Annotated in this window: 21 protein-coding genes, 1 riboswitch and 1 other annotated feature; of the genes, 5 read left to right on the top strand and 16 right to left on the bottom strand. The window is 33.8% G+C overall.

Features of this window, described 5'->3' with window-relative positions; translation table 11 throughout:
* Positions 1–7 precede the first annotated feature (7 nt).
* Positions 8–1876 (bottom strand): beta-glucoside-specific PTS transporter subunit IIABC, encoded by a 1869-nt coding sequence (locus BW731_RS10945; RefSeq protein WP_079348132.1) that lies wholly within the window; start codon positions 1874–1876, stop codon positions 8–10.
* A 143-nt stretch (positions 1877–2019) separates the two neighbouring features.
* Here BW731_RS10945 and BW731_RS12890 point away from each other — a divergent pair, with 143 nt between their 5' ends.
* Both BW731_RS12890 and BW731_RS12885 read left to right on the top strand, forming a co-directional pair.
* Positions 2020–2283, top strand: a complete 264-nt coding sequence (locus tag BW731_RS12890; RefSeq protein ID WP_233120469.1) for a GntR family transcriptional regulator — start codon at positions 2020–2022, stop codon at positions 2281–2283.
* A gap of 53 nt (positions 2284–2336) precedes the next feature.
* Positions 2337–2732 (top strand): UTRA domain-containing protein, encoded by a 396-nt coding sequence (locus tag BW731_RS12885; RefSeq protein ID WP_233120464.1) that lies wholly within the window; start codon positions 2337–2339, stop codon positions 2730–2732.
* 76 nt (positions 2733–2808) lie between these two features.
* On the opposite strand, the gene BW731_RS10935 is transcribed toward BW731_RS12885, so the two are convergent.
* From BW731_RS10935 to BW731_RS10915, 5 genes are all read right to left on the bottom strand, one after another.
* Positions 2809–3540 carry a cyclase family protein gene (locus BW731_RS10935; RefSeq protein WP_198931942.1) on the bottom strand — a complete coding sequence of 244 codons (732 nt, stop codon included), beginning with the start codon at positions 3538–3540 and terminating at the stop codon, positions 2809–2811.
* Between the two features lie 15 nt (positions 3541–3555).
* Complete coding sequence (locus tag BW731_RS10930) at positions 3556–4656, bottom strand: 5-methyltetrahydropteroyltriglutamate--homocysteine S-methyltransferase (protein ID WP_079348130.1); 1101 nt, start codon at positions 4654–4656, stop codon at positions 3556–3558.
* Between the two features lie 55 nt (positions 4657–4711).
* Positions 4712–4957 (bottom strand) — a binding site (T-box leader).
* A gap of 65 nt (positions 4958–5022) precedes the next feature.
* Positions 5023–5478: a YaiI/YqxD family protein gene (locus tag BW731_RS10925; protein WP_079348128.1), complete on the bottom strand. Its 456-nt coding sequence runs from the start codon at positions 5476–5478 to the stop codon at positions 5023–5025.
* Positions 5479–5500: 22 nt separating this feature from the next.
* Positions 5501–5965 carry a YehS family protein gene (locus tag BW731_RS10920; protein WP_079348126.1) on the bottom strand — a complete coding sequence of 155 codons (465 nt, stop codon included), beginning with the start codon at positions 5963–5965 and terminating at the stop codon, positions 5501–5503.
* Between the two features lie 79 nt (positions 5966–6044).
* Positions 6045–6758, bottom strand: a complete 714-nt coding sequence (locus tag BW731_RS10915) for a putative ABC transporter permease (RefSeq protein ID WP_233120463.1) — start codon at positions 6756–6758, stop codon at positions 6045–6047.
* A gap of 113 nt (positions 6759–6871) precedes the next feature.
* On the opposite strand from BW731_RS10915, the gene BW731_RS10910 reads away from it, so the two are divergent.
* The 3 genes from BW731_RS10910 to BW731_RS10900 all read left to right on the top strand — a co-directional run bounded on the left by BW731_RS10910 (position 6872) and on the right by BW731_RS10900 (position 9556).
* On the top strand, positions 6872–7240 hold the full coding sequence (locus BW731_RS10910; protein WP_079348639.1) for a YccF domain-containing protein: 369 nt from the start codon (positions 6872–6874) through the stop codon (positions 7238–7240).
* Positions 7241–7372: 132 nt separating this feature from the next.
* The gene (locus tag BW731_RS10905) at positions 7373–8818 is read left to right on the top strand and encodes an amino acid ABC transporter substrate-binding protein/permease (protein WP_079348124.1); all 1446 of its coding nucleotides are present in this window, start codon (positions 7373–7375) and stop codon (positions 8816–8818) included.
* The gene (locus BW731_RS10900) at positions 8819–9556 is read left to right on the top strand and encodes an amino acid ABC transporter ATP-binding protein (RefSeq protein WP_071456725.1); all 738 of its coding nucleotides are present in this window, start codon (positions 8819–8821) and stop codon (positions 9554–9556) included.
* Between the two features lie 49 nt (positions 9557–9605).
* On the opposite strand, the gene BW731_RS10895 is transcribed toward BW731_RS10900, so the two are convergent.
* From BW731_RS10895 to pheT, 10 genes are all read right to left on the bottom strand, one after another.
* Positions 9606–11681 carry a DNA topoisomerase 3 gene (locus BW731_RS10895; protein ID WP_079348122.1) on the bottom strand — a complete coding sequence of 692 codons (2076 nt, stop codon included), beginning with the start codon at positions 11679–11681 and terminating at the stop codon, positions 9606–9608.
* A complete protein-coding gene (locus tag BW731_RS10890; RefSeq protein ID WP_079348120.1) occupies positions 11602–11988 on the bottom strand; it encodes a DUF1033 family protein in 387 nt (128 codons plus the stop codon). The genes BW731_RS10895 and BW731_RS10890 overlap by 80 nt, the downstream gene beginning before the upstream one ends.
* A gap of 137 nt (positions 11989–12125) precedes the next feature.
* Entirely contained in the window at positions 12126–14768 is a 2643-nt protein-coding gene (gene mgtA / locus BW731_RS10885; RefSeq protein WP_079348637.1) for a magnesium-translocating P-type ATPase, read from the bottom strand.
* 386 nt (positions 14769–15154) lie between these two features.
* Positions 15155–15327, bottom strand: a riboswitch (M-box (ykoK) riboswitch).
* Between the two features lie 55 nt (positions 15328–15382).
* Positions 15383–16510 carry a tRNA 2-thiouridine(34) synthase MnmA gene (gene mnmA / locus BW731_RS10880; protein WP_079348118.1) on the bottom strand — a complete coding sequence of 376 codons (1128 nt, stop codon included), beginning with the start codon at positions 16508–16510 and terminating at the stop codon, positions 15383–15385.
* 156 nt (positions 16511–16666) lie between these two features.
* A complete protein-coding gene (locus BW731_RS10875) occupies positions 16667–17008 on the bottom strand; it encodes a cysteine desulfurase (RefSeq protein ID WP_079348116.1) in 342 nt (113 codons plus the stop codon).
* A 58-nt stretch (positions 17009–17066) separates the two neighbouring features.
* A complete protein-coding gene (locus tag BW731_RS10870; protein ID WP_079348114.1) occupies positions 17067–18215 on the bottom strand; it encodes a cysteine desulfurase family protein in 1149 nt (382 codons plus the stop codon).
* A 36-nt stretch (positions 18216–18251) separates the two neighbouring features.
* Positions 18252–19784, bottom strand: a complete 1533-nt coding sequence (gene cls / locus BW731_RS10865; RefSeq protein WP_079348112.1) for a cardiolipin synthase — start codon at positions 19782–19784, stop codon at positions 18252–18254.
* A 64-nt stretch (positions 19785–19848) separates the two neighbouring features.
* Positions 19849–20697, bottom strand: coding sequence for an aldo/keto reductase (locus BW731_RS10860; protein ID WP_079348110.1), 849 nt, complete (start codon positions 20695–20697; stop codon positions 19849–19851).
* 31 nt (positions 20698–20728) lie between these two features.
* A complete protein-coding gene (locus BW731_RS10855) occupies positions 20729–22132 on the bottom strand; it encodes a DUF1958 domain-containing protein (protein WP_158080216.1) in 1404 nt (467 codons plus the stop codon).
* A gap of 119 nt (positions 22133–22251) precedes the next feature.
* A complete protein-coding gene (gene pheT / locus BW731_RS10850; RefSeq protein ID WP_079348106.1) occupies positions 22252–24678 on the bottom strand; it encodes a phenylalanine--tRNA ligase subunit beta in 2427 nt (808 codons plus the stop codon).

Genomic DNA, 24678 nt, shown 5'->3' with positions numbered 1-24678 from the left:
ATCACCTCTAATTAAATTTTAAAAGACTATCGTTTACATTAACTATATTATTTTCCTCTGTTTGAATAGATTTAAATTCAAAAGAATTCGTAATAATAACTGGCGTAATTAATGAATAACCCGCTTCTTCGATTTCTTCTGCATTAAATTCTAATAGCAGGTCACCTTTTTTAACAGATTGACCTTGAACAATATGACATTTAAATGGTTTTCCTTCCAATTTAACAGTATCTAATCCAACATGAATCAGTAATTCGATTCCAGTATCGCTCGTTAAACCAATGGCATGTTTTGAATCAATCACCATCGTTACAACACCATCAAATGGGGCATAAACTTTATTATCAGTTGGCTTAACGGCAACTCCAGACCCCATCGCACCACTAGCAAATACTTCGTCTGGTACATCAGTTAAAGCCATGACTTCTCCAATAATTGGGGTTGGCATATCATAATTAACTAATGTCTCTTTTTTTACTTTTCCTTCAATGTCTTCACTTAACTCTTTATCTGTTTCATTTGTTTCACCAAATCCGAAAATCATGACTAATGCAGCTGAACCAACAAGTGCAATCAGACATCCAATTACGATTCCGATGAATGAAGTTGGAAACTCACTATTAATTCCATTAACAACCGTTAATAAACTTGGTAACCCAGCGTAAGCAAAATAGTATGGATTGAAGAAACTAGCAACTATCGCACCGATTGCTCCAGATATACAGCCAAAAATAAATGGTTTTTTAAATCGAAGTGTTACACCATAGATGGCTGGCTCTGTTATACCAAACAAACCAGTAATAAAGGCTGATAACGACACCCCTTTAAGTTCTTTGTTTCTAGTTTTCAAGAACACTCCTAAAACAGCTCCTACTTGTGCTACGACTGCAATGGTTTGAAATGCTTGGAATGAATCTCTTCCATACATATCAAAGTTTGCCATAACAACTGGCGTAATTCCCCAATGAACCCCAAAAATAACAACTACTTGCCAGAATCCACCGATTAATGCGCCTGCTAGGGGAGGTGCCACTTGTACTAAACTGTTATAACCATTTGCGATACCGTTTGCAAGGAAAGCTGATGCCGGGCCAAATACTAAAATAGTCACAGGAACCATGATAACCATACAAATCAGAGGAGTAAGTAATGGCTTAACAACTCCCGGCAATCTTTTCTCTACAAATTTTTCTAAATAAGACAATAGCCAAACCATAATAAGCGGTGGTAGTACAGATGAAGTGTAAACGGTCTCGCTCAGCGGAATATTTAAAAATGTTAAATGTTTTCCGGATGCAATTTCTCCAGCCATTGTTGTCCAATCAGGTGACACAAGTGCCATTGATATTGCCACAGCGATATATGTATTTACTTTAAAATGCTTGGATGCCGTAATTGCGATAAAAATAGGCAAGAATGTAAACGGTGCCCAAGAAATGAAACTAAAAACACGATAAGTATCAGTTGTCGCAAAGGCAGGATAAGCTAAATTAATCAAGATAAGTGCACCTTGTAGAATACCCGCTGCGGCTAAAATATAAACAAATGGTGCAAATACAGCAGACATCGTAGCAATTATACGATTTAGAATACTTCCTTTTGGTTCTTCCTCAGTTGTATCAACATTTACTAATTCAGTAAACGCATCATACACTTCCCCTACGTGTGGACCAATCACTATTTGAAATTGTCCATTATTTATGACGACCGATATAACACCAGGTAATGTTGAAATTTTTTCTTTTGCATCAGTTGGAATATCTTTTAACACCAATCTTAATCTTGTTGCACAACGTGTAGCATTTAAAATATTATCTTTACCGAGTATTTCAACAATATCTTGTGCCAACTTTGAATAGTCTCTCACTTTACTCATGATTCGCCTTCCTCTCTAAACTTTATATACAAATAATAATTGTGCATGCACAATTTGTCAATGCCTATCTTTTTTATTTTTTTGTGATAAAATAAAGAAAACTATCGTAACAAAACTTAGGGGATATAAATGAGGGAATTATTATGATGTTAAAATACGAAAAAATTGCATTATTAATTGAGGAATCAATTGTTGAAAACAACTTAAACCATGGTAGTAGGTTACCAAACTTTAAAGAATTGATAGAGACTTATCATGTCAGTAAAAGTACTATTGTTAAAGCATTGGATTTATTAGAAAAACGAGGAATTATCTACCAAATACAAGGTAGTGGTGTATTTGTTAGGAGAAAAAAAGAAAAGGCTATATTAATTTCAGTGAAAATCAAGGGTTTACAGCTGATTTAGGTGAATTTGATATTACATCTAAAGTATTAAAACTTAGTGAAGTCATTCCACCATTGGAAGTTAGAGAGCATTTAAGTTTAGATGATAAAGAGAGTGTTTATTATGTTAAGAGAATGCGATATATCAATTCCCAAGTGCTCTGTATAGAAGAATCCTATTACAATAAAACGATCATCCCTTACTTAAATGTTGAAATAGCAGAGCATTCTATTTTTGATTACTGTAAAACAGCTTTGAAATTAAATATTAGTTTTTCAGATAAATATATCCATGTCATAAAATTAAATAAAGATGAAAGTGATCTATTAGAATTAAAAGAAGGTGATCCAGGATTATTAATTGACGAGTTATTTTACTTATCCTCAGGAGAAGCTTTTGATTTTTCTAAAAAAATCTATCATTATGTTAATTCTCAATTCTTTTTACAAAGTACAAAAATATATTCTTAAAAAGCTTATCAAAGCCCAAAAAAGACAATGTAATGATCAATGTCAACACTTTGTCTTTTTTGTTTTAATATCTAATTTAAATAATAGCAAAAGCTCGGACGCTAAATCCTGGAGACTCTTCTATTTTAGGAATACCTATTACAATAGCACTACCACTACTTGGTACATTAGACAAATTACTTAAAGCTTCCACTTGAAAATTTCCGGTAGATAACCAGTATAATTCTCCTAACAACGCTTGATTTTCAAAAAATGCTTTTCCGCTATCAGTATCAAGTGTCTCATGTCCAATAGCTCGAACATTGCGTTTTTCATGCAAAAATTTTAACGCCTCTATTGACCAACCAGGAGTGTGTGCTTGCCCTTTATCATCCTTATTGTAATATGCTTCATGATCCTCCCATTTTTTTGACCAACCACTTGAAAATGCAACAAAACTTCCTGCTTCGATTTTTCCGTTTTCATTCTCAAAATGTTGAATATCTTTTACCGTCAATTCATAATCTGAGTTTTTCTCAACTTCTTTTTCTTTGTGAATCACATATAATGGCAAAATCCCATCTTTTAATGTTAAAACATCTAACAAACCACTGCCTTCAGAAAAATGACCTGGTGGATCAATATGAGTACCATATTGCGTTGCCAAAGTATATTCTTTCGCATAAAAGCCATCTTCCTTTATTGTAAATAATGTTTTTTCTTTCATTGGTGAAAATGCAGAAAAGTATGGAATACTTTTTGATAATGTGTGTGTCAAGTCAACCCATTCTCTTTGTTTTAGTTGATTGATCGTATCAATAATTGTCATGTCTCTCTTCCTTTCTTAAAACACTTCTTTGGCAATATCAATTACTAATGACAATTTTTTCCATTGGTCGTCTTCAGTCACTTTATTTCCTTCATGTGTTGATGAAAATCCGCATTGTGGACTCAAGCATAACTGCTCAAGTGGCACTGTTTTACTTGCCTCAATAATTCTATTTTTGATGACTTCTTTATCTTCCAATTCTGGTGTTTTAGTAGTGACTAGACCCAAAACTACTTTTTGATTACCAATAAACCTCAGTGGTTCAAAACCGCCAGAACGTTCATCATCAAACTCTAAAAAGAAACCAGAAAACGCTTCAATACTGAATAATCTTTTTGCTATCATTTCATATGAACCGTTGTATAACCATTTTGATTGAAAATTCCCTTTACAAAAATGAAATGTAATATCTAAATCTGTCGGTTTATTTTCTAAAACTTTTTCTGTAATATCTCCAAATTCTTGAATGAGTTCATCCGGATCATAACCATTATTTTTAATTAATTCTCTAAAACGGTCATCAAAAAGTGCTCCCCAACTAGTATCATCTAATTGAAGATAACGACATCCTACTTCATAAAATGCTAGAATGACATCTTGATAGGTTTTAATTAAATCCTCAACAAAACCGTCCTTATCTGAATAAACAGGTTTTTCATTATACTGTTTAGATAGTATAAATGAATCTAAGTAAATCATGTTTGGTCCAGGAATTGTTTGTTTAGCAACGACATCATTACCTGCATGCTTTTTGGTAAATTTAAAATGATGAATAAAAGGATGCAGATTATTGTATGACAATTTCCCGGAAACATAAGTTCCTTGAGCTTCTGTAGTGATACCAAAAGCTGTCGTTACGAAATCATAAACTGTAATACCATTCAACCCAGCTATAAAATCCAAATGCCACCATCTTCTTCTAAACTCACCATCAGTGACTGCTTTTAGGCCTATCTTTTTTTGTTTTTCTATAACTTTAATAATCTCAACATCTTCTATCGTAGTTAGTTCTTCTTTAGTTAATAGACCATTTTGAAATTTTTTTCTAGCCTCTTTTAATTCTTTTGGTCTTAATAAACTTCCTACTTGATCATAACGAAACGGAATTTCACTCATCATTTTTCCTCCTTATTATATAAAAATAAAAAATCCTTAGATATCTAGATTGATATCTAAGGACATAATTGACATGTGTTACCACCTTAATTTGTTGCTTTTTCACAAAAGCAACCTCTAACAGTACCCTTTAATATTGGAGACTGCTGTTTTCTAACGGAACAAGCCGTACTTTCCTCAATCATGTTAGAAAGTCCACTCAAAAGCCATTTTCAAATAGTTTTATTAACGTCTTTTTTCAGCTACCAAGACTCTCTAATGGAAAATATCACTATCTTACTTTCTTTCTCATCGTGTTTTAATCTTTTTATTAAAATGACTATACCTGTATTTTTTGAACATGTCAATAAAAATAACCTTAACTTTTTAGCCAAGGTTATTTTTGGTCTTAATAATATCCAACATTTTCCCAATAAATATCTCTTTATCTTTTTGGGTAAATGCTTTAGGACCTTTTGTTTTCTTTCCTGCTTTACGCATTTGACTACCTATAAAACGTTGATTAAGTAATGTATCAATCGTGCGTGTTGTATACTCTTGTCCGCTATGATGAAATACTCGTACTGGTTTTGTTAGTAAAAGAGAAGCCAAACCATAATCTTGAGTAATAATAATATCATGATCCTCTACTTCTTTTACGATACGATAATCAGCACTGTCACTTCCTTTATCTACGTAAATAAACTCAATAAAGTCTGGATAAATTTTATTTGTGTAGTGATCAATACTTGTCACGATAACAACAGGAATTTGATACGTTTCTCCTAATTGGATCACTTCATTTTTTACCGGAGACCCATCCCCATCAATGACAAAACGCATAAGTCACCTCCTAAAATAATCATTATCTATAATCAGTCATTAAGCCTTTTAAAAAATGTCTTGTGTAGTTGTCTCCACATACTTTGTAATTTCGATGTCCTTCTTTTCTTAAAAAAGCACTTAATTCACTTTTGGAAACACTCACCCCTGCCTCATCTAAATAATGAAGCATATCATCAGTTGTAAGAGATAATGCAATTTTTATTTTCTTTAAAAAGACATTATTTGCATTTCCTTCATGCAATTCATAGACTACCTTGTCATCATCTTTTTTCCCACGCTGTGACATAATCATGCCATTTAAAAATCGCTCAAACATTTCATCTTCTAACATGTTTTCATATAAGTCGTCATCTATTTTATTTAACATTGATAAATACTCTTCTTTTGTAACAGTCACGCCACCTAATGAAAAAAGCTCGACCATATCATTATCTTTAATATCAAGTGCGTATCTTAAACGCGTTAACCGATCATTATTATTCATACCATACCTCTTTTTATGTAATAGAACCATTATAACATAGCCACTTCATTTATGAGCAACAAAAAAAATAGGCCTAACCCTATTTTTTTAATTTTAAATTTGGATAGTTTTTAAGCAAACGATTTAGATTGTGATGTTTTAATTTCAGTGGTTTATTTTTCAAGTCTTGTAAAACTTTCAATCTATTATGGTCTGATTCTTTGTTTTCAAATAAGTGTTTTAACCGATATTCTTTAATACCAGCATTTTCCTTATCACTCGTATCAATTGATGAAGCAACTTCTTTTTTCGTAGTCGCTGTAAAAATTAATGTTGAGATAACATCTACCGTAAATAAAACAAATAAAATAATGGGTCCAATATTGTTAGTTGCATGTATAAAGTTTGTAATGCCATCTTGTATGACTGGATTAATCACTTTAATTAGGAACAAACATCCCACTCCCCAGAACATTGAAACAGGGACAGCTACCCGTCCTTCAATATTAAAGGGAACATTTTTATAATCCCACAATGACATATTAAATAATGTTTCTAGTAACCAACTTGTTATAAATTCAATAATAGTCACAATCACAACAGAATTAAAATAAAGATTTAAAAGTGTACCTGATTTGTCTGGGACAAGTAATAAGACAGCTGTCACACCAAACCCATAAACAGGACAATATGGGCCTAATAAGAAGCCTCGATACACAAAATGTCGCGCTTTTAACGAACAATAAAAACTTTCCCACAGCCATCCTACAATGGAATAGGTAATAAATGTCATAAAGATATTTTCCACTATCATTTCCCCTTTTGTATACATTATATGTCTATGTTATAATCGATTAACTACATTCTATCAGAATGATGAACAAAATGCTTTTATTAATCTATCATATTTTAGAAAGAAGAATGACAATGACTTTTTTAGGAAACATTATCTGGTTAATTTTTGGAGGATTTGCTGGTGGAATTTCTTGGTTTATCGCTGGGTGCACGTGGTGTATTACTATTATTGGGATTCCAATAGGACTTCAATGCTTTAAAATTGCTGGTCTTTCATTTTGGCCTTTTGGAAAAGACATTGTTTACAATGGAAGTGGTATCTCATTTGTTGTTGATATACTCTGGCTTATCATATCAGGACTTCCATTAGCCATTGTCCACGTTACTAGCGGTATACTTTTATGCATCACCATTATTGGGATTCCTTTTGGAAAACAATCTTTTAAATTGGCAAAATTAGCACTGATGCCATTTGGTGCAGAAGTTGTATATAGATATTAGTGTAAAAATTAAACCGTTTTTTGGTATTTTTTGTAAAAACACAAATTTCATGTAAGATAATCTGACATAAAATTTGTGTTTTTCTGTTTTTTTAAATTATAATGAAAAAAATAGAAAAAAAGGAGAAACTTTATGAAAAATAAATATTCTTTATTTTCATTCGTAGCTTTACTTGCCTCTTTAGTTGTTTTAGTTTTTGGAGTCAACGTCAAAGCAGAAGAAAAAACTTACACAATTGGAACTGATTTAACCTTTGCCCCTTTTGAATACCAAAATTCAAGTGGAACATATATTGGGATTGACGTTGACTTAATCAATGCTATCGCGAAAGATCAAGGATTTAAAGTGGATTTAAAACCTTTAGGATTTGATAGTGCGGTACAAGCTGTCCAATCAAATCAAGCGGATGGTATGGTTGCTGGTATGAGTATTACCGAGGAACGAAAAAAATCATTTGATTTTTCTGATCCTTATTTTGATAGCGGTATTTCAATGGCTGTTAAAGAAGGAAATAACTCAATCAAAAGTTATGACGATTTAAAAGGAAAAACGGTCGCTGCAAAAGTTGGAACTGAAAGTGCGACTTTCTTAGAAAAGAATCAAAAAAAATATGGTTATACAATCAAAAACTTTGATGACGCCACTGGACTGTATAAATCATTAGAAAATGGCGAAACTGTTGCCATATTTGATGATTACCCTGTTTTAGGATATGCCATTACAAATGGGCAAGCTCTTCAATTAGTTGGTGAAAAAGAGACTGGTAGTGCCTATGGATTTGCCGTTAAAAAAGGGCAGAATCAAGAATTATTGGAAAAATTCAACGCTGGTCTTAAGAATTTAAAAGCGTCTGGCGAGTACGACAAAATTATCAATAAATATATTTCAACTGGAAAAGATACAAGTACAGAAGAAACCGTTGTTGACGAAACAAGTTTTACTGGTTTCTTAAAAAATAACTGGAAAAGTTTACTCGATGGACTATGGATGACAATTAAGTTAACTCTAGTATCATTTGTTTTAGCACTTATTATCGGTATTTTAATTGGATTATTTAGTGTTTCACCATCAAAAGTGCTACGTCTTATCGCAACAATCTATGTGGATATTATTCGTGGTATTCCACTTATGGTGCTAGCTTTCTTCATTTACTTTGGTATGCCAGGGATTTTAGGTTTTAATATTCCTGTCTTCTTAGCTGGTATCATCACACTAACATTAAACTCAAGTGCCTATCTATCAGAAATCGTACGTGGTGGGATAAATGCTGTTCCTAAAGGGCAAATGGAAGCATCTAGAAGTTTAGGTCTTTCGTATCATCGTGCAATGCAAAAGATTATTTTACCTCAAGCCATTAAAATCATGATTCCATCATTTGTTAATCAATTTGTTATTTCTCTAAAAGATACAACCATTCTATCATCAATTGGTTTAATTGAATTACTTCAATCAGGTAAAATTATTGTGGCACGAAACTTACAAAGTACGATGGTTTACTTTACTATCGCATTGATTTATTTGATTTTGATTACAACATTAACAAAATTAGCAAAAGTTTTAGAAAAGAAGGTGAACTAATTGGCTGAAAAAATATTAGTTGAGCACTTAGTAAAAAAATATGATGAACACACTGTATTAAACGATATTAATGTTTCTATCAAAAAAGGCGATGTGGTCTGTATCATTGGCCCATCAGGTTCTGGGAAAAGCACGTTTCTTCGTTGCTTAAATCAATTAGAAGAAATTACGAGTGGAAATATTATTGTGGATGGAACTAATTTGACTGACAAAAATACTAACATCAATAAAGTCCGTCAACACATTGGAATGGTTTTCCAACATTTCAATCTATTTCCTCATTTAACCATTTTAGAAAATGTGACCCTTGCTCCTGTTGACTTGGGTAAATTATCTAAAGCTGAAGCAAATGAAAAAGCAATTAGTTTACTTGAATCAGTTGGCTTAGCTGATAAAAAAGATAGCTATCCAGACTCTTTATCAGGAGGACAAAAACAGCGTGTTGCCATTGCCCGAGCATTAGCCATGAATCCTGATATTATGCTCTTTGATGAACCAACATCAGCACTTGACCCTGAAATGGTAGGAGACGTGCTAAACGTTATGAAAGATTTAGCTGAGCAAGGGATGACAATGGTGATTGTCACTCATGAAATGGGATTTGCTAAAGAAGTGGCAAATCGTGTGATGTTTATTGATGGGGGTAATTTCTTAGAGGATGGTTCACCTGAACAAGTCTTTGAAAATCCTCAACATGACCGTACAAAAGACTTCTTAAATAAAGTATTAAACATATAATAAAAAGGAATGACAGTAAGGTGATAACCCTTGTGTCATTCCTTTTTTATTAGTCTTCTTTCATTGCTGCTTTTAAAGCTGCCGCAAGTGGGCTTTCCATCTCTTCTGCTTGATTATATTTTTTAATCAATTTTCTTTCTTCATGTTTCGAGATTTTTTTCTTACCTTTTGAGCCACTTTGCATTTTTTCTGTGTATTGACAGCCACCACATTTAAAATATGATCCATTTTTATTTTCTAATATCATCATTTTCTTTTTACATTGCGGGCAACGCTTATTGGATACTTTTGGATCTTTACGTCGTTTGTAATGACAAGTCTCACTGCTACATACATAGATTTTGCCATCTCTTGTATTTTTTTCTTTTAATTGGCTACCACAATCTGGACAGGTTTTATTGGTTAATGAATGATCGACATACTTTTCTTCACTCATTTTAATTTCTTTAACTAAACGAGTAGTTTCTTTTTCAATATCTTTTATAAATACTTGATGTTTAAGATCACCATTCGCAATTCTTTCTAAAGAAAGCTCCCATTGTTGTGTCAGCTCTGGTGTGACAAGTGATGGATTAACTAATTGTAATAGTTGTTTTCCTTTTGCTGTAACCACTAAACGATTGGTTTGACGTTCAATTAAATCTGAACTGATTAATTTTTCAATAATTTCGGCACGTGTTGCGGGTGTTCCTAAATTATGTTTTTCCATTTTTCCAAGTAACGTTCCCTCTGATAATGGATTTGGTGGAGTTGTCAGTTGTTTATTAATCTTATAAACAGCTTTGATTGCAGCTCCTTTTTTAAAAACAACAGATTGTTTGGCTGTTTCTTCTGATTGTTTCCATCCAGTTTCAAGGACACGTTGTTGTTTAAAGACAAACGCTGATTGGTCTACTTTAGCTGTAATCGTTTCAATTGATACTTTATATGGCGGTAAAAACAAGCCTAAGAAACGTTCTACAATCATGCGATAGATTTTCAACTCATCATTGTCTAATTTTTCAAGGCGAGCCGATTGTTCTGTTGGTATCAATCCATGATGATCAGTTACCTTTGCATTTTGGAACACTTTTTGCTGTTTTACTACTGCACCATCTTTAACAAGTCGTTTCACTAATTCTGGTGACATTTGAGTAACAGCAGTCAAACGTTCTTTCATTGTTGATTTCATGTCGGTCGTCAAATGTTTCGAATCAGTTCGTGGATACGTGACAATTTTATGCGTTTCATATAAACGTTGAATAATTGACAGTGTTTTTTTAGCAGAATATTGGTAACGTTGATTTGCTTCACGCTGAATTTCTGTTAAATCATAAGGAAGCGGTGCATGCTCTGTTTTTTCCTTCACTTGAATCTCGTCAACCATTAACGATTTTCCATCAAATGATGCGACTAAATCTTCTAATGCTTGTCTCTCTTTATACTGTCTAGGATTTTTTAATTGCAAATGTCCTATGACACCATCATATTCAGCGTCTAGCGTAAAATAGGTTTCCGGTCTAAATTTCTCAATGACTTCTTCTTGTTGTCTAACCATCGCTAGCGTCGGTGTTTGAACACGTCCTGCTGATAAACTGTCTTTGTATTTTACAGTTAACGCTCGTGTCACATTTAACCCAACTAACCAATCAGCCTCGGCACGAGCCACAGCTGAATAATATAAATTATCATACTCTTTACTCGGTCTTAATTGTTTAAATCCTTGTTTAATGGCTTTATCTGTTTGAGAAGAAATCCATAAACGTTTCACCGGCTTTTTGAACTTGACAAATTGTAAAATCCAGCGTGCAACTAGCTCTCCTTCACGTCCTGCATCAGTTGCGATAATGGCTTCAGATACGTCTTTGCGATTAGCTAATTGACTAATTGCTTTTAATTGTGGACGTGTTTTAGGTAGTGGTTTTATCCCTACTCGTTCAGGAATCATTGGTAAGGTATTCATGTTCCACTCTGCCCAATCTTTGTTATAATCTTCAGGCATCTTTAAGCCAAGCAAATGACCTAAAGCCCAAGTCACGATATATTTATCGCCCTCGATATAATTTTTAGTTTTCTTGGTTGCCCCTAGCACTTTGGCTAAATCTCTGGCAACACTTGGTTTTTCTGCTATTACCAGTTGCTTCATCTGAGTTATTATCTCCTAAATCTAATTTTTTGTACTCACTTACCAGCATTAATCCTCTGTATGCTTGTAAATCTTCATCACAGTCTTCACAATATACGTATTCTTCATCGTTCCAAAAAGCGACTAAATAAGGATCTTTACATTTTACTTCTTCGTAGTCTTGTTTTAATTGATCATATTGTTTCATAAATGCTTGTTCTGCATCATGAAATTTATCAAAAACCTCTTCTGATTTTATATTTTTTTCCCATTCTTCAAAAAACCACCAAGGCTCATCTTCACTATAAGTCTGAATAACTTGATACATCTATTTGTCCGCCCTTCTTTTACACTTTACTTATAGACTATGTGAAAATGTCTAAATTGACAAATCTTACGACTTATCTATTTTATCGTGTTAAAAAAAAAGAAACAAGTTATCACTCGTTTCTTTTTAAATTTCTATTATAATAGCTCACCAAAACGGTTTACATAGATTTTTTTAACAACCATTACTAGCATTAGATAAGCAACGATAGTCAGTGCTAAATAAATCCAGTATTGCCCTGGTAATGGCATCAATCCTAAATCTTGACCAAACGCTGTAAATGGTAAGAATGAACCAATTGCAATACCGATAGACGTAATCGTTGTTAAAATAAATGATGCTCTACTTTGAATAAATGGTAATTTTGGTGTTCTTAATGTATGAATAACTAATGTTTGAGACCATAATGACTCAACAAACCAACCAGCATGGAATACAGCAATAAACAATGCTTGTTGTTCAGCTCCTAATGTGTGATATGAGCCACCAACCACTGCTGGACAAATGACAAAATACATTAAAGCATACGTAGTAATATCAAACACTGAACTTGTAGGTCCAAGCCATTTCATAAATGACCCAATACGGCTTGCATCCCATTTTTTAGGTTCTTCTAAATAATCGGCATCCATATTATCCCATGGAATTGACATACAAGAAATATCGTAAATTAAATTCAAGAATAGCAGTTGAATTGGTAACATTGGTAAAAACGGTAAGAAAATACTGGCAACAACAACGGAGAACATATTTCCGAAGTTTGAGCTTGCTGTCATTTTGACATATTTCATAATGTTACCAAACGTTGTACGTCCTGCTAAAATACCTCGTTCTAACACCATTAAGTCTTTTTCTAATAGAATAACATCCGCACTTTCTTTAGCAATATCAACGGCTGTATCTACTGAAATACCTACATCAGCTTCTTTCATAGCAGGTGCATCATTGATACCATCACCCATAAAGCCAACAGTGTGACCAGCATCACGTAATACTTTTACTAAACGTGTTTTTTGAGACGGTGTTAATTTAACAAAAATATTGTATTTTTCTGCAATGACTTTTAATTCTACATCATTCATACGAGAAATCTCAGATCCTGTAATTAACTCTTCATCTTCTAATCCGACTTGTTTACACACAGATTTAGTGACTAAAGCATTGTCCCCTGTTAATACTTTAACACCAACACCATGTTCTTTTAATGCTTTTAAAGCGTCTTTCGTTGTTTCTTTTGGTGGATCAAGGAAAGCAAGGTATCCAATTAATACCATGTCGCTTTCGTCTTTGACAGAAAACTCACCAACTACACTTGGATTTGTTTTTTGAGCAACCGCAATCACACGTAATCCATCTTCATTTAACTCGTCTACTGTTTTTAAAATAGTTGATTTGATTTCTTCTGTTAAAGGAACCACACTACCACGGTAGTCAACATAACTTGATACGTCAAGCATCTCTTCAACGGCACCTTTTGTAATCATTTGCGTTTTGCCAAACGCATCTTCAATCACCACACTCATACGACGACGTTGGAAATCAAATGGAATTTCATCGACTTTTTTATACGCATTGACATTCATATTTAACTCTTCTTCAGCTGATTCTATAATTGCTTTATCCATTAAGTTTTTTAAACCTGTTTGATAATAACTATTAAAGAAGGCATGTCTTAAAACTCTATCATCTTCTTTTCCATCAACATCTAAATGATACTCTAAAATGATTTTGTCTTGTGTCAAGGTTCCTGTTTTATCTGTACACAACACATCGATGGCACCAAAGTTTTGAATAGAGTTTAAATTTTTAATGATTGTTCCTTTTTTTGCCATAGTTGACGCACCTTTTACAAGGTTCGTTGTCACAATCATCGGTAGCATTTCAGGTGTTAATCCTACTGCAACAGATAGACCAAAAAGAAATGCTTCTAACCAATCACCTTTTGTTAAACCATTAATCAAGAATACTGTTGGTGCCATCACCATCATGAAACGAATTAATAACCAAGATGTTTTTGAAATCCCTACATCAAAACTAGTAATCGTGTGTTTTTCGGACACATCTTTCGCAATTTGACCAAATAATGTGCCATTTCCAACAGCAATAACTAAACCTATTGCACTACCACTTACTACGTTACTTCCCATAAATGCAATATTTTCATAATCTGTTTCTGTGTCTTTGTTTCTCATAGTAAATGTGTCTTTTTTCTCAACAGGATAACTTTCACCAGTCATAGCAGCTTGTGAGACGAACAAATCTTTTGTACGAATCAATCTAACGTCTGCTGGTAACATATCTCCTGCTGATAATTTAATAATGTCGCCACACACAATTTCTTCGATAGGTAACTCAACTTCCTCACCTTTTCTAAGAACTGTCGCTGTGACTTTGACCATATTGCTTAATTTTTCAGCCGCATTATTTGACTTAACTGACTGAACAAGTGTCATTGTGCCACTTAACAGCACCATTGCTACAATAATTAATACGCCAGTTAAATCTTTTTCATCAGCTGGAACAATCACATAATCTGTAATAAACGAAATAATAGCTAAAGCTAATAATACGGTAGTAAACGGTGTAAAATATGCTTTTAATACTTCAATAATAAAGGGTGTTTTCTTTTTATGTGAAATAACATTTTCACCGTACTCATCTCTTAATACTTCTGCTTCATTGTTATTTATACCACTAAGACTTGTTTTAAATGTTGAAAATAATTTATCAATACTAGTTTGTGCAAAAAATTTGTAGTTTGCTACTTCTTTTTTTTCCATTGTTGTAACCTTCTTTCCCACTTGTTGTGTCCATAAGAAACACCCGATCATAAAAAAGAGTATGCCACTCATATTTGTATGAATCATGTGTATTCCCCCTTTTTATTGGGTCCTTTTGAGAAGTGGTTACAAGCTATCAACTTATCTCTCTGAGGTAGAAACAGATAGATAATAATAAACTTTTTTTATTTCCCACTCTACATGACCCTTGTAACTTCGACCGTGACTACTATCTTCCATGTGTTTCCATCTCCTTTGTGTGTTATTTTTTATAAGAATAATAGTTTTAAAAAAAACAGTTAACCCTCCTTTGATTGATTAGAAAACGCAAAAAATCCTTCCGTCCAAAAACTCGACGAAAGGCATAAAGACACATTAAATAAACTTGTGAGATCCAATCGTTGAGTTTTAGCACTATACAACGTAAAAGTTACAAAGAACTTTAGCTACGTTAAAGAAAACCTTATATCGATCATCTCTGTTATACCCATTGGCGTCTCTCGACATTTTTGGGCAGTAGCCTATGTTTGTATAGGAGCCTCACCTAACTAATCTATTTTTCTTACACACAGAACTATATCGTATTAAAAACATTCTGTCAACACCTTTTTTAATTAAATGTACTGACGTTGTTTATCTTCATAAAATGCCGCATCGATTAATCCGCCACCTAAACATTCCATCCCATCATAAAAAACAACGGCTTGTCCTGGGGTAATTGCTCTTACTGGTTCATCAAAATAAACGGTTGCTTGTGTTTGATCATCTGACAATACCACACGTACACCAATATCTTGTTGTCGATATCTAAATTTAGCTGTACATCTAAATTCTTTTGGTTTTGGTGTATCAACAGTAAAATGTACTTCACTTGCTTCAAGGTGTGTTGAATACAAGTTTTCATGATGAAATCCTTGTCCTACATATAAAGTGTTTGTTGATAACTCTTTCCCTACAACAAACCACGGTTCACTCGATTCACCTTGACCTCCACCGATTCCTAATCCTTGTCTTTGACCAATGGTATAGTACATTAATCCAGCATGATTGCCTTTAATATCACCATCTAACGTGATCATTTTACCAGGTTGTGCTGGTAAATATTCCCCAAGAAATTCTTTAAAATTCTTTTCACCAATAAAACAAACACCTGTTGAATCCTTCTTTTTAGCAGTTGCAAGTCCAGCTTTTTCGGCAATCTCACGAACTTCTTTTTTCTCCATATGTCCAAGTGGAAACATTGTTTTAGATAATTGTTCTTGAGAAAGTTGACTTAAAAAGTACGTTTGATCTTTATTTTGGTCTACCCCACGTAACATATGAGATATTCCTTTTTCGTCACGCACAACTTGCGCATAGTGACCTGTCGCCACGTAATCAGCACCAAGCTGCATGGCATAATCTAGAAAGGCTTTAAATTTAATTTCTTTGTTACACATGACATCAGGATTTGGTGTTCTACCACGTTTGTATTCAGCTAAAAAGTACTCGAATACACGGTCCCAATATTCTTTTTCAAAATTCACAGAATAATAAGGGATACCTATTTGATTCGCTACTTTCGCCACGTCTTTGTAATCTTCAGTTGCCGTACAGACACCATTTTCATCCGTATCGTCCCAATTTTTCATAAAGACTCCAACTACATCATATCCTTGTTCTTTTAGTATTAGGGCAGTTACTGAAGAATCTACGCCACCACTCATACCAACTACTACTTTAATTTGACTATTATCTGTCAAATTTCTCACCATCATTTCTTTTTATAGATTCTGAAAATCTACTACGATTTGAAGGTCGTATTTTTTTCAGTTATTACATTATAGCGTTTTTGCTTAATAAAATCATCTCTTTAACACAAAAAAAGAACTGTCATAAGACAATTCTTTTCTTTTGGTTTAAGCTTTTTCGATACAATCAAATGACATTAAATCATCCATAATGTAATAAAATTGCTCTTGTTTATCTTTTTGGTCCTCTGATTTAAAAATATTAATCGCTTTTAATCCATTAGGCGTTGTTAAAGACATTTTTAACGTTTTTAAATCTTTTGCCACTGTTATTTTTAACTTTGGACTTTGCTTTGCTTGAGGTGTGATATCTAATGGTCTCACCAATTGTAAATTGCCTGAAGGTGTGACTTGGAAACCATAATCTTTAAACGTATAGGCTCTTGCCTTTGGATTTATTTTGTAGAACTGTGGACATCCTTCCACTGTTGCTTTTTCTAAGAATGACATACTTATCCCCCTATAAACTTGATACCCTCATTATAATGAATCTGTTTACAAATACCAACTATTTTTTTAAAATTGATTGAACCGTTGATACTAAGGTTTGTGCAAATTCAATAATTTGCTCTTTAGTCACCCCATAGCCAAAACTCATTCTGACTGATTCTTTAGCTGCATTACTGTCGTTTGAATAAATAGCTTGAATAATGCGTGATGGTTTTACGTCTCCTGCACTACAAGCCGATCCAATTGATATGGCAAAACCAGCTAAGTCTAAACGAGATAACAAAATATTATTAGGAACATTTTTAAACCAAATGTTTAAAATATGAGGTAATTTATTTTCTGTGTCTCCATTTATCTGATACTCTATCTGTTGCTCATCTAATGCTTCTAAAATAAGACGTTCGAATTGTTTATAATGTTCTTTATTTACAGCTTTTTTCTCTGCTGTAAGAAGTGATACAGCCGTTTTTAAACCAACTATTCCTGCTAAATTTTCAGTCCCCGCACGTCTTCTTTCTTCTTGATCGCCACCTTGTATCAATACAGGAATTGGTTGACCTGAACGAATATAAGTAAACCCAACTCCTTTAGGTCCATTAATTTTGTGAGCTGAAATAGTTAAGTAATCAACCTTTAAATCATCGACATTGATTGTTTCTGTTCCAAATGCTTGAACAGCATCTGTATGAAATAAAATATCTTGATCAAAAAGTAATTGACCTATTTCTTTTATCGGATTAAGCGTTCCAATTTCATTATTACCATACATCACTGAAACGAGGATAGTTTCAGGTTTAATAGCTGATGCTAATTGTGTCACACTAATGTGTCCTGTTGATTCAACTGGTAAATAAGTAACCTCAAATCCCATATTTTCTAATGTTTCGAGTGGTTTGATTACTGCTGAATGTTCCACATTTGTTGTGATAATATGATTTCCTTTGTGTCTCATTTGTCTAGCAATATCCAACAACACTGTATTATTACCTTCAGAACCACCACCATTAAAGACGATTTCGCGTGGCTGTGCACCAATCGAAGAAGCAACGACATCTCTTGCCTTATCTAATTCAAACTCAGCTTGGCGACCAAATTGGTGCACACTTGAAGGATTACCATATATAGTTGACATCACTCGTGTCATCTCTTCTACGACTTCTGGAGCCATTGGTGTTGTTGCGGCATGATCTAAATAAACTGCTTGCATTTTTTTCACTCTTTCATTTTTTATCTCTCTAATTTCTTACAATAGTGGCGCAAACACAGACAAACATGCTCGCACTACTTTTTTTGGAAACGACACATTTTTTGCTTGCTCCAATGAAATTTGTTGACTGAGTTTTTCAGTCTCCATATGATCCTGTAATACAGCATCAACGCCATTTGTTTTATACATCCACACACCACATTCAAAATGTAGGAACAAACTACGGTAATCTAAATTCACCGTTCCAACTGTTGCATAAAGTCCATCTACAACACACGTTTTTGAATGAATAAAACCTGGTGTGTATTCATATATTTTGACACCTGCTTCGATTAATTGTGCATAGTTGGATTTCGTCACAGCATGAACATACCATTTATCCGGTATATGAGGGGTTATGATTCTAACATCAACGCCACCCTTAGCAGCATTACATAACGCTTCCATTAATAAATTATCAATCACCAAATAAGGTGTTGTAAAATAAACATATTCTGTCGCACGATTAATCAAGTTTAAATACACGTTCATCCCGACTGTTTCTCTATCAAACGGTGAGTCCACATATGGTTGATAATAACCCTGATTCTCTGGTAATTCTCCAGGAGCATATTCTGGAATAAACTCTTCAATGTTGCTTTCGGTTGAATTCACAAAATCCCACATTGATAAGAATAAAAGAGAAAAGACCCAAGCTGCTTCACCTTCAACTTTAATCGAATTATCTTTCCAATGACCAAATCGTTCGATCGTATTAATATATTCATCCGCTAAGTTAATGCCACCTGTATAAGCAACTTTTCCATCAATCACAGTAATTTTTCGGTGATTGCGATTATTAAAAATTGGCGATAATACTGGAATAAATGGATTAAATACACAACACTTAATGCCTTGCTCGCGTAACTTTTTATCATAACCATGAGGTAGAGTAAACAAGCAACCAAAATCATCATAAATGAAACGAACATCTACACCTTCTTTGGCTTTTCTAACCATGATGTCAAGCATTGTATCCCACATCTCACCTTCATGGACGATAAAGTACTCCATAAAAATATACTTCTCAGCCTTTTCAAGGTCTTCAATCATCGCTTTGAAAGCTTCCTCCCCCAACGGATAATACTCACTTGTCGTATGCTCAAATAAAGAAGCCTCACCATGTTTGCTAAGATAATTAGACTGAATAATAGCATTTGGGTTCCCATCTTCTATCGTCGTTTTAGCAACAGTACTCTCGTTAGCCATTCGCTCTCGTTCTTGAACCATTGCCATCTTCATTTTTTCTTTTTTACTGAAACGAACACGACCAAAGACTAAATAAATGACTGTCCCAAAAATTGGTATTAACATGATAGGAATAATCCAAGCAATTTTATAGGCTGGATTACTTCGACTATTGATTATTTTTATGATAACGGCACTAGAAATAATCAAATAGAATGTATAAAAATAGACAAAGTAATTCTGAAATCTAAACACAATAGCAAACAATACACCTAATTGTATCAAGATTAATGAGACTATTAAGACTGCTCTATTTGATATGACCTTTATTAACTTTTCCATCAATCTCTCCAATCCATTTATTTTCTTACTAAATGAAGAAAAAGGCTCTTCACTAGAGAGCCTTTTAAAAGGTAACTTCATCCGGATTTCTTGCAGAACCAGCTTTACCTTGTAGTGCATCAATTAATCCCATATCAAATTCTGATAACTCAAAGTCAAACAACTCAATATTTTCTTTAATTCGACTTGGTGTCACTGATTTTGGCAAAGGTAAAAATCCTTTTTGTAACGACCAACGCAACACAACTTGAGCCACAGTCTTATGATGTGTGTCTGCAATTTCTTCTAACTCTTTTAATTTAAAAATATCTCCTGTACCAAGAGGGCTATAAGCTTCTAAAATAATCCCTTTGTTTCTACAATAATCCACGATTTCATGTTGTTGATCACTTGGATTTAAATAGATTTGATTAATCACTGGTTGAATTACAGCCGTTTCTTCTAGTGCTTTCAAGTGATGAATTAAAAAGTTAGATACACCAATACTTTTAATCTTCCCTTCATTCACTGCCTCTTCCATGGCTTTCCATGCACCTGCATTTGCTTCTTGCCAGTTTTCACGATAATCAATTGGATTTGGCCAATGAATCAAATATAAATCTAAATAATCTAATCCTAACCTTTCAAGCGACTCATTAATCGCTTGTTTGGCTTTATCATATGAATGATCATGATTCCATAGTTTCGTGGTAACAAATAACTCGTCACGTGGGATGCCACTTTCTTTAATAGCTTCACCAACACTGGTTTCGTTACCATATATCATGGCTGTATCAATATGGCGATACCCTGATTCTAGTGCCGACTTAACTGCTTGTTTAGCAATATCCCCATTTTCAGCTTGCCATGTACCAAAACCTATTACCGGTATTTTATTACCGTCTTTTAGAGTATAGTAAGTCTGTTCTGTCATCATTACATCCTCCCTTATTTTTACCGACAATTTATCTTCTTCGACGATATCTATTTCTCGCTTCTAATCTTTTTCGTCGGTTTCTTTTTCTAATATACCATATTATTAAAAATAGTAAAAAAATTAAACCACCAATTAATCCTGCGATTACTTTCCAGTGTTTTAACATTTTTTTGACAAAACTTGATGAGGTAATTTCGTTTACTGATGGATTAGTTAACACTTTTTTCACAGGATTTTGTTCTTCTTCTTTTTCTTTGTATGTCACTGCAATTTGTGGAATGGTATCTGACACTCTTTCTAAGCCATTTTCTACCACAATTTTTCCATCATCATTAAGTTTAAGTGTATAGGCTTCTTCTTTTTTGACTGTATCAAGTAACGGTGATTCGGTTGTAATCGTTTTGTCATCAATTTCGTGCTCACCACTTGTTAATAATTCTTTGTATTCATAATGGTTGAAACCATAATTTAGCATGGCATTAGCAAAGGGATGGCGTTTGTATTCTCCCGTTTGATCTGCCCAATTTCCCACACCTAAAACAATCGCGATAAGGCGTAAATCCCCTTTTTTGGCTGTCATATCTATATTAAATCCACCTGTCGGGCTTGACCCTGTTTTCAAACCATCCACCCCTTCATAGGAATACTCTAATCCAGGTAGAGAATAATTATAGGTATCAAATGTTTCTTCATAAGGTGTTCCACTCATCGACGTTACTTTTGGCGTATTCGTTATCGTTAATATATCTGGGTATTTCGTCAATAAAAAGTAAGTAAATATCGCAAGGTCTCTAGCAGTTGTCACATTAGACGCCGTTGATTGAAGAGTTGATGTATCTACCCCTTCTGCTGCATACATCCCTTGAAATGCACTAATTTCCGCTCCAGTAATATTTACTATTTTGGTGTTTGTCATACCTAATTCTTTCGCAGTGTCATTCATTTTTTGTAACATGAATACGGCATTTGGTTCAATCAAGTCCGCTAACATCACTGTTGCAACATTAGAAGATGGCACTACTGCCATTTTTAATAATTCTTTAACAGGGTATGACACACCTAACTGTATTTTATTGTTACTTAGTTGGTAAATTTGTGAAATCGCCACATAACGCTCTGTTGCTTCGACCTCTGTATCAAGTGATAGTTTCCCTTCTTCTATCGCTTGATACACTAAATAGACAACCATTAACTTCATGATACTTGCTGGATTATGTGGTGCATCCGGGTTTTCTCCCCACAAAAATTGACCCGTATTCGCATCTATCAAAACCGCTCCTTTAGGTTTATCGAGTTCATTTACCGTAAAGCCTGACTCTTTGATTAAATCCATCATATTTGGCATCTCTTCAGCTGAAGTTTTTGTTGCAAATACAAAACTAAAAAAGACTACTCCCACAAATAATCTTCTCAAAAACTTTTTTAATCCCATCCTAATCTCCTTTAATATATTATCCTGTCTATAATACCAAACTTTCATTCATTTTTCTTTCCTTTTAAATAAAAAAACAATTAGCACATGATTATTATCACACACTAATTGTTTTCATATTATCTGACTTCAATATTTAACTCATTAACTAACGCTTTTTCTATTTTGTTCATAACAGAAACTACTTCGTCTTCAACTAAAGTTGAGTCATCATTTTGGAATACGAGAGAATAAGCAAGAGATTTTTTCCCTTTACCTAATTTTTCTCCTTTGAATAAATCAAATAGATGAACAGATCTTAAGTTTTTACCACCATTTGCTTCAATAACATCAACAATTTGTTGATGAGACACTGTTTCATCAACTAACAAGGCAATATCACGTTTAATTGATGGGTATTTACCTACTTCTTTGTAAACATTATCTTCTGGTACAAACTCAAATAGTTTATCTAAGTCAATTTCAACAACATATGTTTCTTTTAAATCCATTTCTTTAGAAAGTTTAGGATGGATTTGTCCAACAAACCCAACGCGAGTTTCACCTACTAAAATATCTGCTGTGCGTCCTGGATGCATCTCTTTTAGTGTTTGATTTGGTTGATAAACCACTTCATTTTCAAGTCCTAAGAAACTAATTAATGATTCGACAATACCTTTCATTGTATAAAAATCAACTACTTCTTGTGATTCTTTCCAGTCTTTTTTACGAGAAACACCTGTCATCGCCATACCTAAATGAGTGGTTTCTTTCGGTAAATCTGATTTGTCATACCAATTAAAGACATGACCGATTTCGTAAAATGCTACACCACTTGCTTTTCTCGCGACATTATAAGAAACATCTTTAAGTAAGCCATTAACTAAACTTTGACGTAAGACTGAATGTTCTTCACTCATTGGAAAATCAAGTTCCACAATGTCTTCTAAGTTATCTGTATCTAATTTGAATTGGGTAGCAGACTCTGGAGAAGTCAATGCATAACTAACCGCTTCAGTTAGTCCTTTTCCTTCAAGTAATGATCTGATATGACGAATCATTTGTTGTTTAAATGATAATTTACCTGGTAAAGAGGCACCACTTGGCAAAGTAGATGGTAAGTTGTCATAGCCGTAAATACGAGCAACTTCTTCAATCAAATCTGCTGGAATCTTAATGTCCCAACGTCTTAATGGGATTGTCACATCAAATGTTTCACCACTTAATGACACGTCAAATCCTAATTGTAAGAAGATTTTTTCTACATCCATTGCTGATAAATCAGTTCCTAGTGAGTGGTTAATTTTGTCTAAAGTGATTGAAATAGTTGGTTCTGTTGGAACACTTGATTCAACAAGAGCTTCACCTGTCACAATCGACCCACCACCAAGTTCAGCCATTAAGTTGGCAGAAAATTCACTAGCTTGACGAATCACTGACCAGTTAATTCCACGTTCAAAGCGACGGCTCGATTCACTTGATAAAGCTAGTCTTCTTGCTGTACGACGAACACGAGTTGGATTAAAAACAGCTGTTTCTAATGCAATTGTTGTGGTATCATTTGTGATTTCGGTATTTTCTCCACCCATTACACCAGCTAAAGCGATGGCTTTTTTACCATTTGCAATCACTAAGTCTTCGGTAGTTAACTCACGTTCAACGCCGTCTAAGGTTGTCAACTCTTCCTTGTCTGTTGCACGACGAACATAGATTTCTTTTGAATCAAGTTTATCGTAATCAAACGCATGTTGTGGTTGACCAAATAATAATAAAGTATAGTTTGTTACGTCGACAATATTATTAATCGGACGAATTCCTTCATTCATTAAACGAGTTTGTAACCACATTGGGCTTTCTTTAATTGTGACATCTTTGATAATTTTCATTCCATATGATGGCACATCTTCTTCATCTGCTAATTTGATTGACACAAAATTTTCCACTTGTTCATCTGGATTTTCATTGATTGTCACAGTTGGTAACGTGATATCTTTGTCATAAATCGCGGCTACTTCATAAGCTACCCCTATCATGCTTAAAGCATCGGCTCTATTTGGTGTGACAGATAATTCAATAATTGCATCATCCATTTCCAAATATGGGAATACTGGTTGACCTGGTACTGCATCTTCTGGTAAGAAATAAATTCCTTCAGAATATTCTTTAGGAACCACACTATCTGAGTAACCTAATTCTTGCAATGAACAAATCATACCTAAAGACACTTCACCACGCATTTTACCTTTTTTAATTTTTACATTTCCAGTAATACGTGAGTTCGGCAAAGCCACAATCACTTTTTTGCCTGCCGTTATATTTGGCGCACCACAAACAATTTGATACAACTCTTCTTCACCAACATCTACTTGGCAAATTGATAAGTGATCACTATCTGGATGAGGAACACATTCTTTAACGTCTCCAACAACAATTTTTTTCAGTCCTTCTTCAGGAATCGCGACATCTTCTACTTCAATACCTGAACGAGACATTTTATCTGCTAATTGATTTACATCAATATCTTTTATATCAACTAATTCTTGTAACCATTTATATGATACTAACAT

The sequence above is a fragment of the Vagococcus martis genome, from assembly GCF_002026305.1.
Taxonomy (GTDB): Bacteria; Bacillota; Bacilli; order Lactobacillales; family Vagococcaceae; genus Vagococcus; species Vagococcus martis.
Note: the sequence above shows the minus strand (reverse complement) of the source record. Positions and strands in the feature narration are given on the sequence as shown.

Coding starts and splice junctions, on each gene's coding strand:
- BW731_RS10945 (WP_079348132.1), bottom strand. CDS start 1,876: ATGAGTAAAGTGAGAGACTATTCAAAGTTGGCACAAGATATTGTTGAA.
- BW731_RS12890 (WP_233120469.1), top strand. CDS start 2,020: ATGATGTTAAAATACGAAAAAATTGCATTATTAATTGAGGAATCAATT.
- BW731_RS10935 (WP_198931942.1), bottom strand. CDS start 3,540: ATGACAATTATTGATACGATCAATCAACTAAAACAAAGAGAATGGGTT.
- BW731_RS10930 (WP_079348130.1), bottom strand. CDS start 4,656: ATGAGTGAAATTCCGTTTCGTTATGATCAAGTAGGAAGTTTATTAAGA.
- BW731_RS10925 (WP_079348128.1), bottom strand. CDS start 5,478: ATGCGTTTTGTCATTGATGGGGATGGGTCTCCGGTAAAAAATGAAGTG.
- BW731_RS10920 (WP_079348126.1), bottom strand. CDS start 5,965: ATGAATAATAATGATCGGTTAACGCGTTTAAGATACGCACTTGATATT.
- BW731_RS10915 (WP_233120463.1), bottom strand. CDS start 6,758: ATGATAGTGGAAAATATCTTTATGACATTTATTACCTATTCCATTGTA.
- BW731_RS10910 (WP_079348639.1), top strand. CDS start 6,872: ATGACTTTTTTAGGAAACATTATCTGGTTAATTTTTGGAGGATTTGCT.
- BW731_RS10905 (WP_079348124.1), top strand. CDS start 7,373: ATGAAAAATAAATATTCTTTATTTTCATTCGTAGCTTTACTTGCCTCT.
- BW731_RS10895 (WP_079348122.1), bottom strand. CDS start 11,681: ATGAAGCAACTGGTAATAGCAGAAAAACCAAGTGTTGCCAGAGATTTA.
- BW731_RS10890 (WP_079348120.1), bottom strand. CDS start 11,988: ATGTATCAAGTTATTCAGACTTATAGTGAAGATGAGCCTTGGTGGTTT.
- mgtA (WP_079348637.1), bottom strand. CDS start 14,768: ATGGAAAAAAAAGAAGTAGCAAACTACAAATTTTTTGCACAAACTAGT.
- BW731_RS10875 (WP_079348116.1), bottom strand. CDS start 17,008: ATGTCATTCTTAGAAAAAGCAACAGTGGAAGGATGTCCACAGTTCTAC.
- BW731_RS10870 (WP_079348114.1), bottom strand. CDS start 18,215: ATGCAAGCAGTTTATTTAGATCATGCCGCAACAACACCAATGGCTCCA.
- cls (WP_079348112.1), bottom strand. CDS start 19,784: ATGGAAAAGTTAATAAAGGTCATATCAAATAGAGCAGTCTTAATAGTC.
- BW731_RS10860 (WP_079348110.1), bottom strand. CDS start 20,697: ATGACAGAACAGACTTACTATACTCTAAAAGACGGTAATAAAATACCG.
- BW731_RS10855 (WP_158080216.1), bottom strand. CDS start 22,132: ATGGGATTAAAAAAGTTTTTGAGAAGATTATTTGTGGGAGTAGTCTTT.
- pheT (WP_079348106.1), bottom strand. CDS start 24,678: ATGTTAGTATCATATAAATGGTTACAAGAATTAGTTGATATAAAAGAT.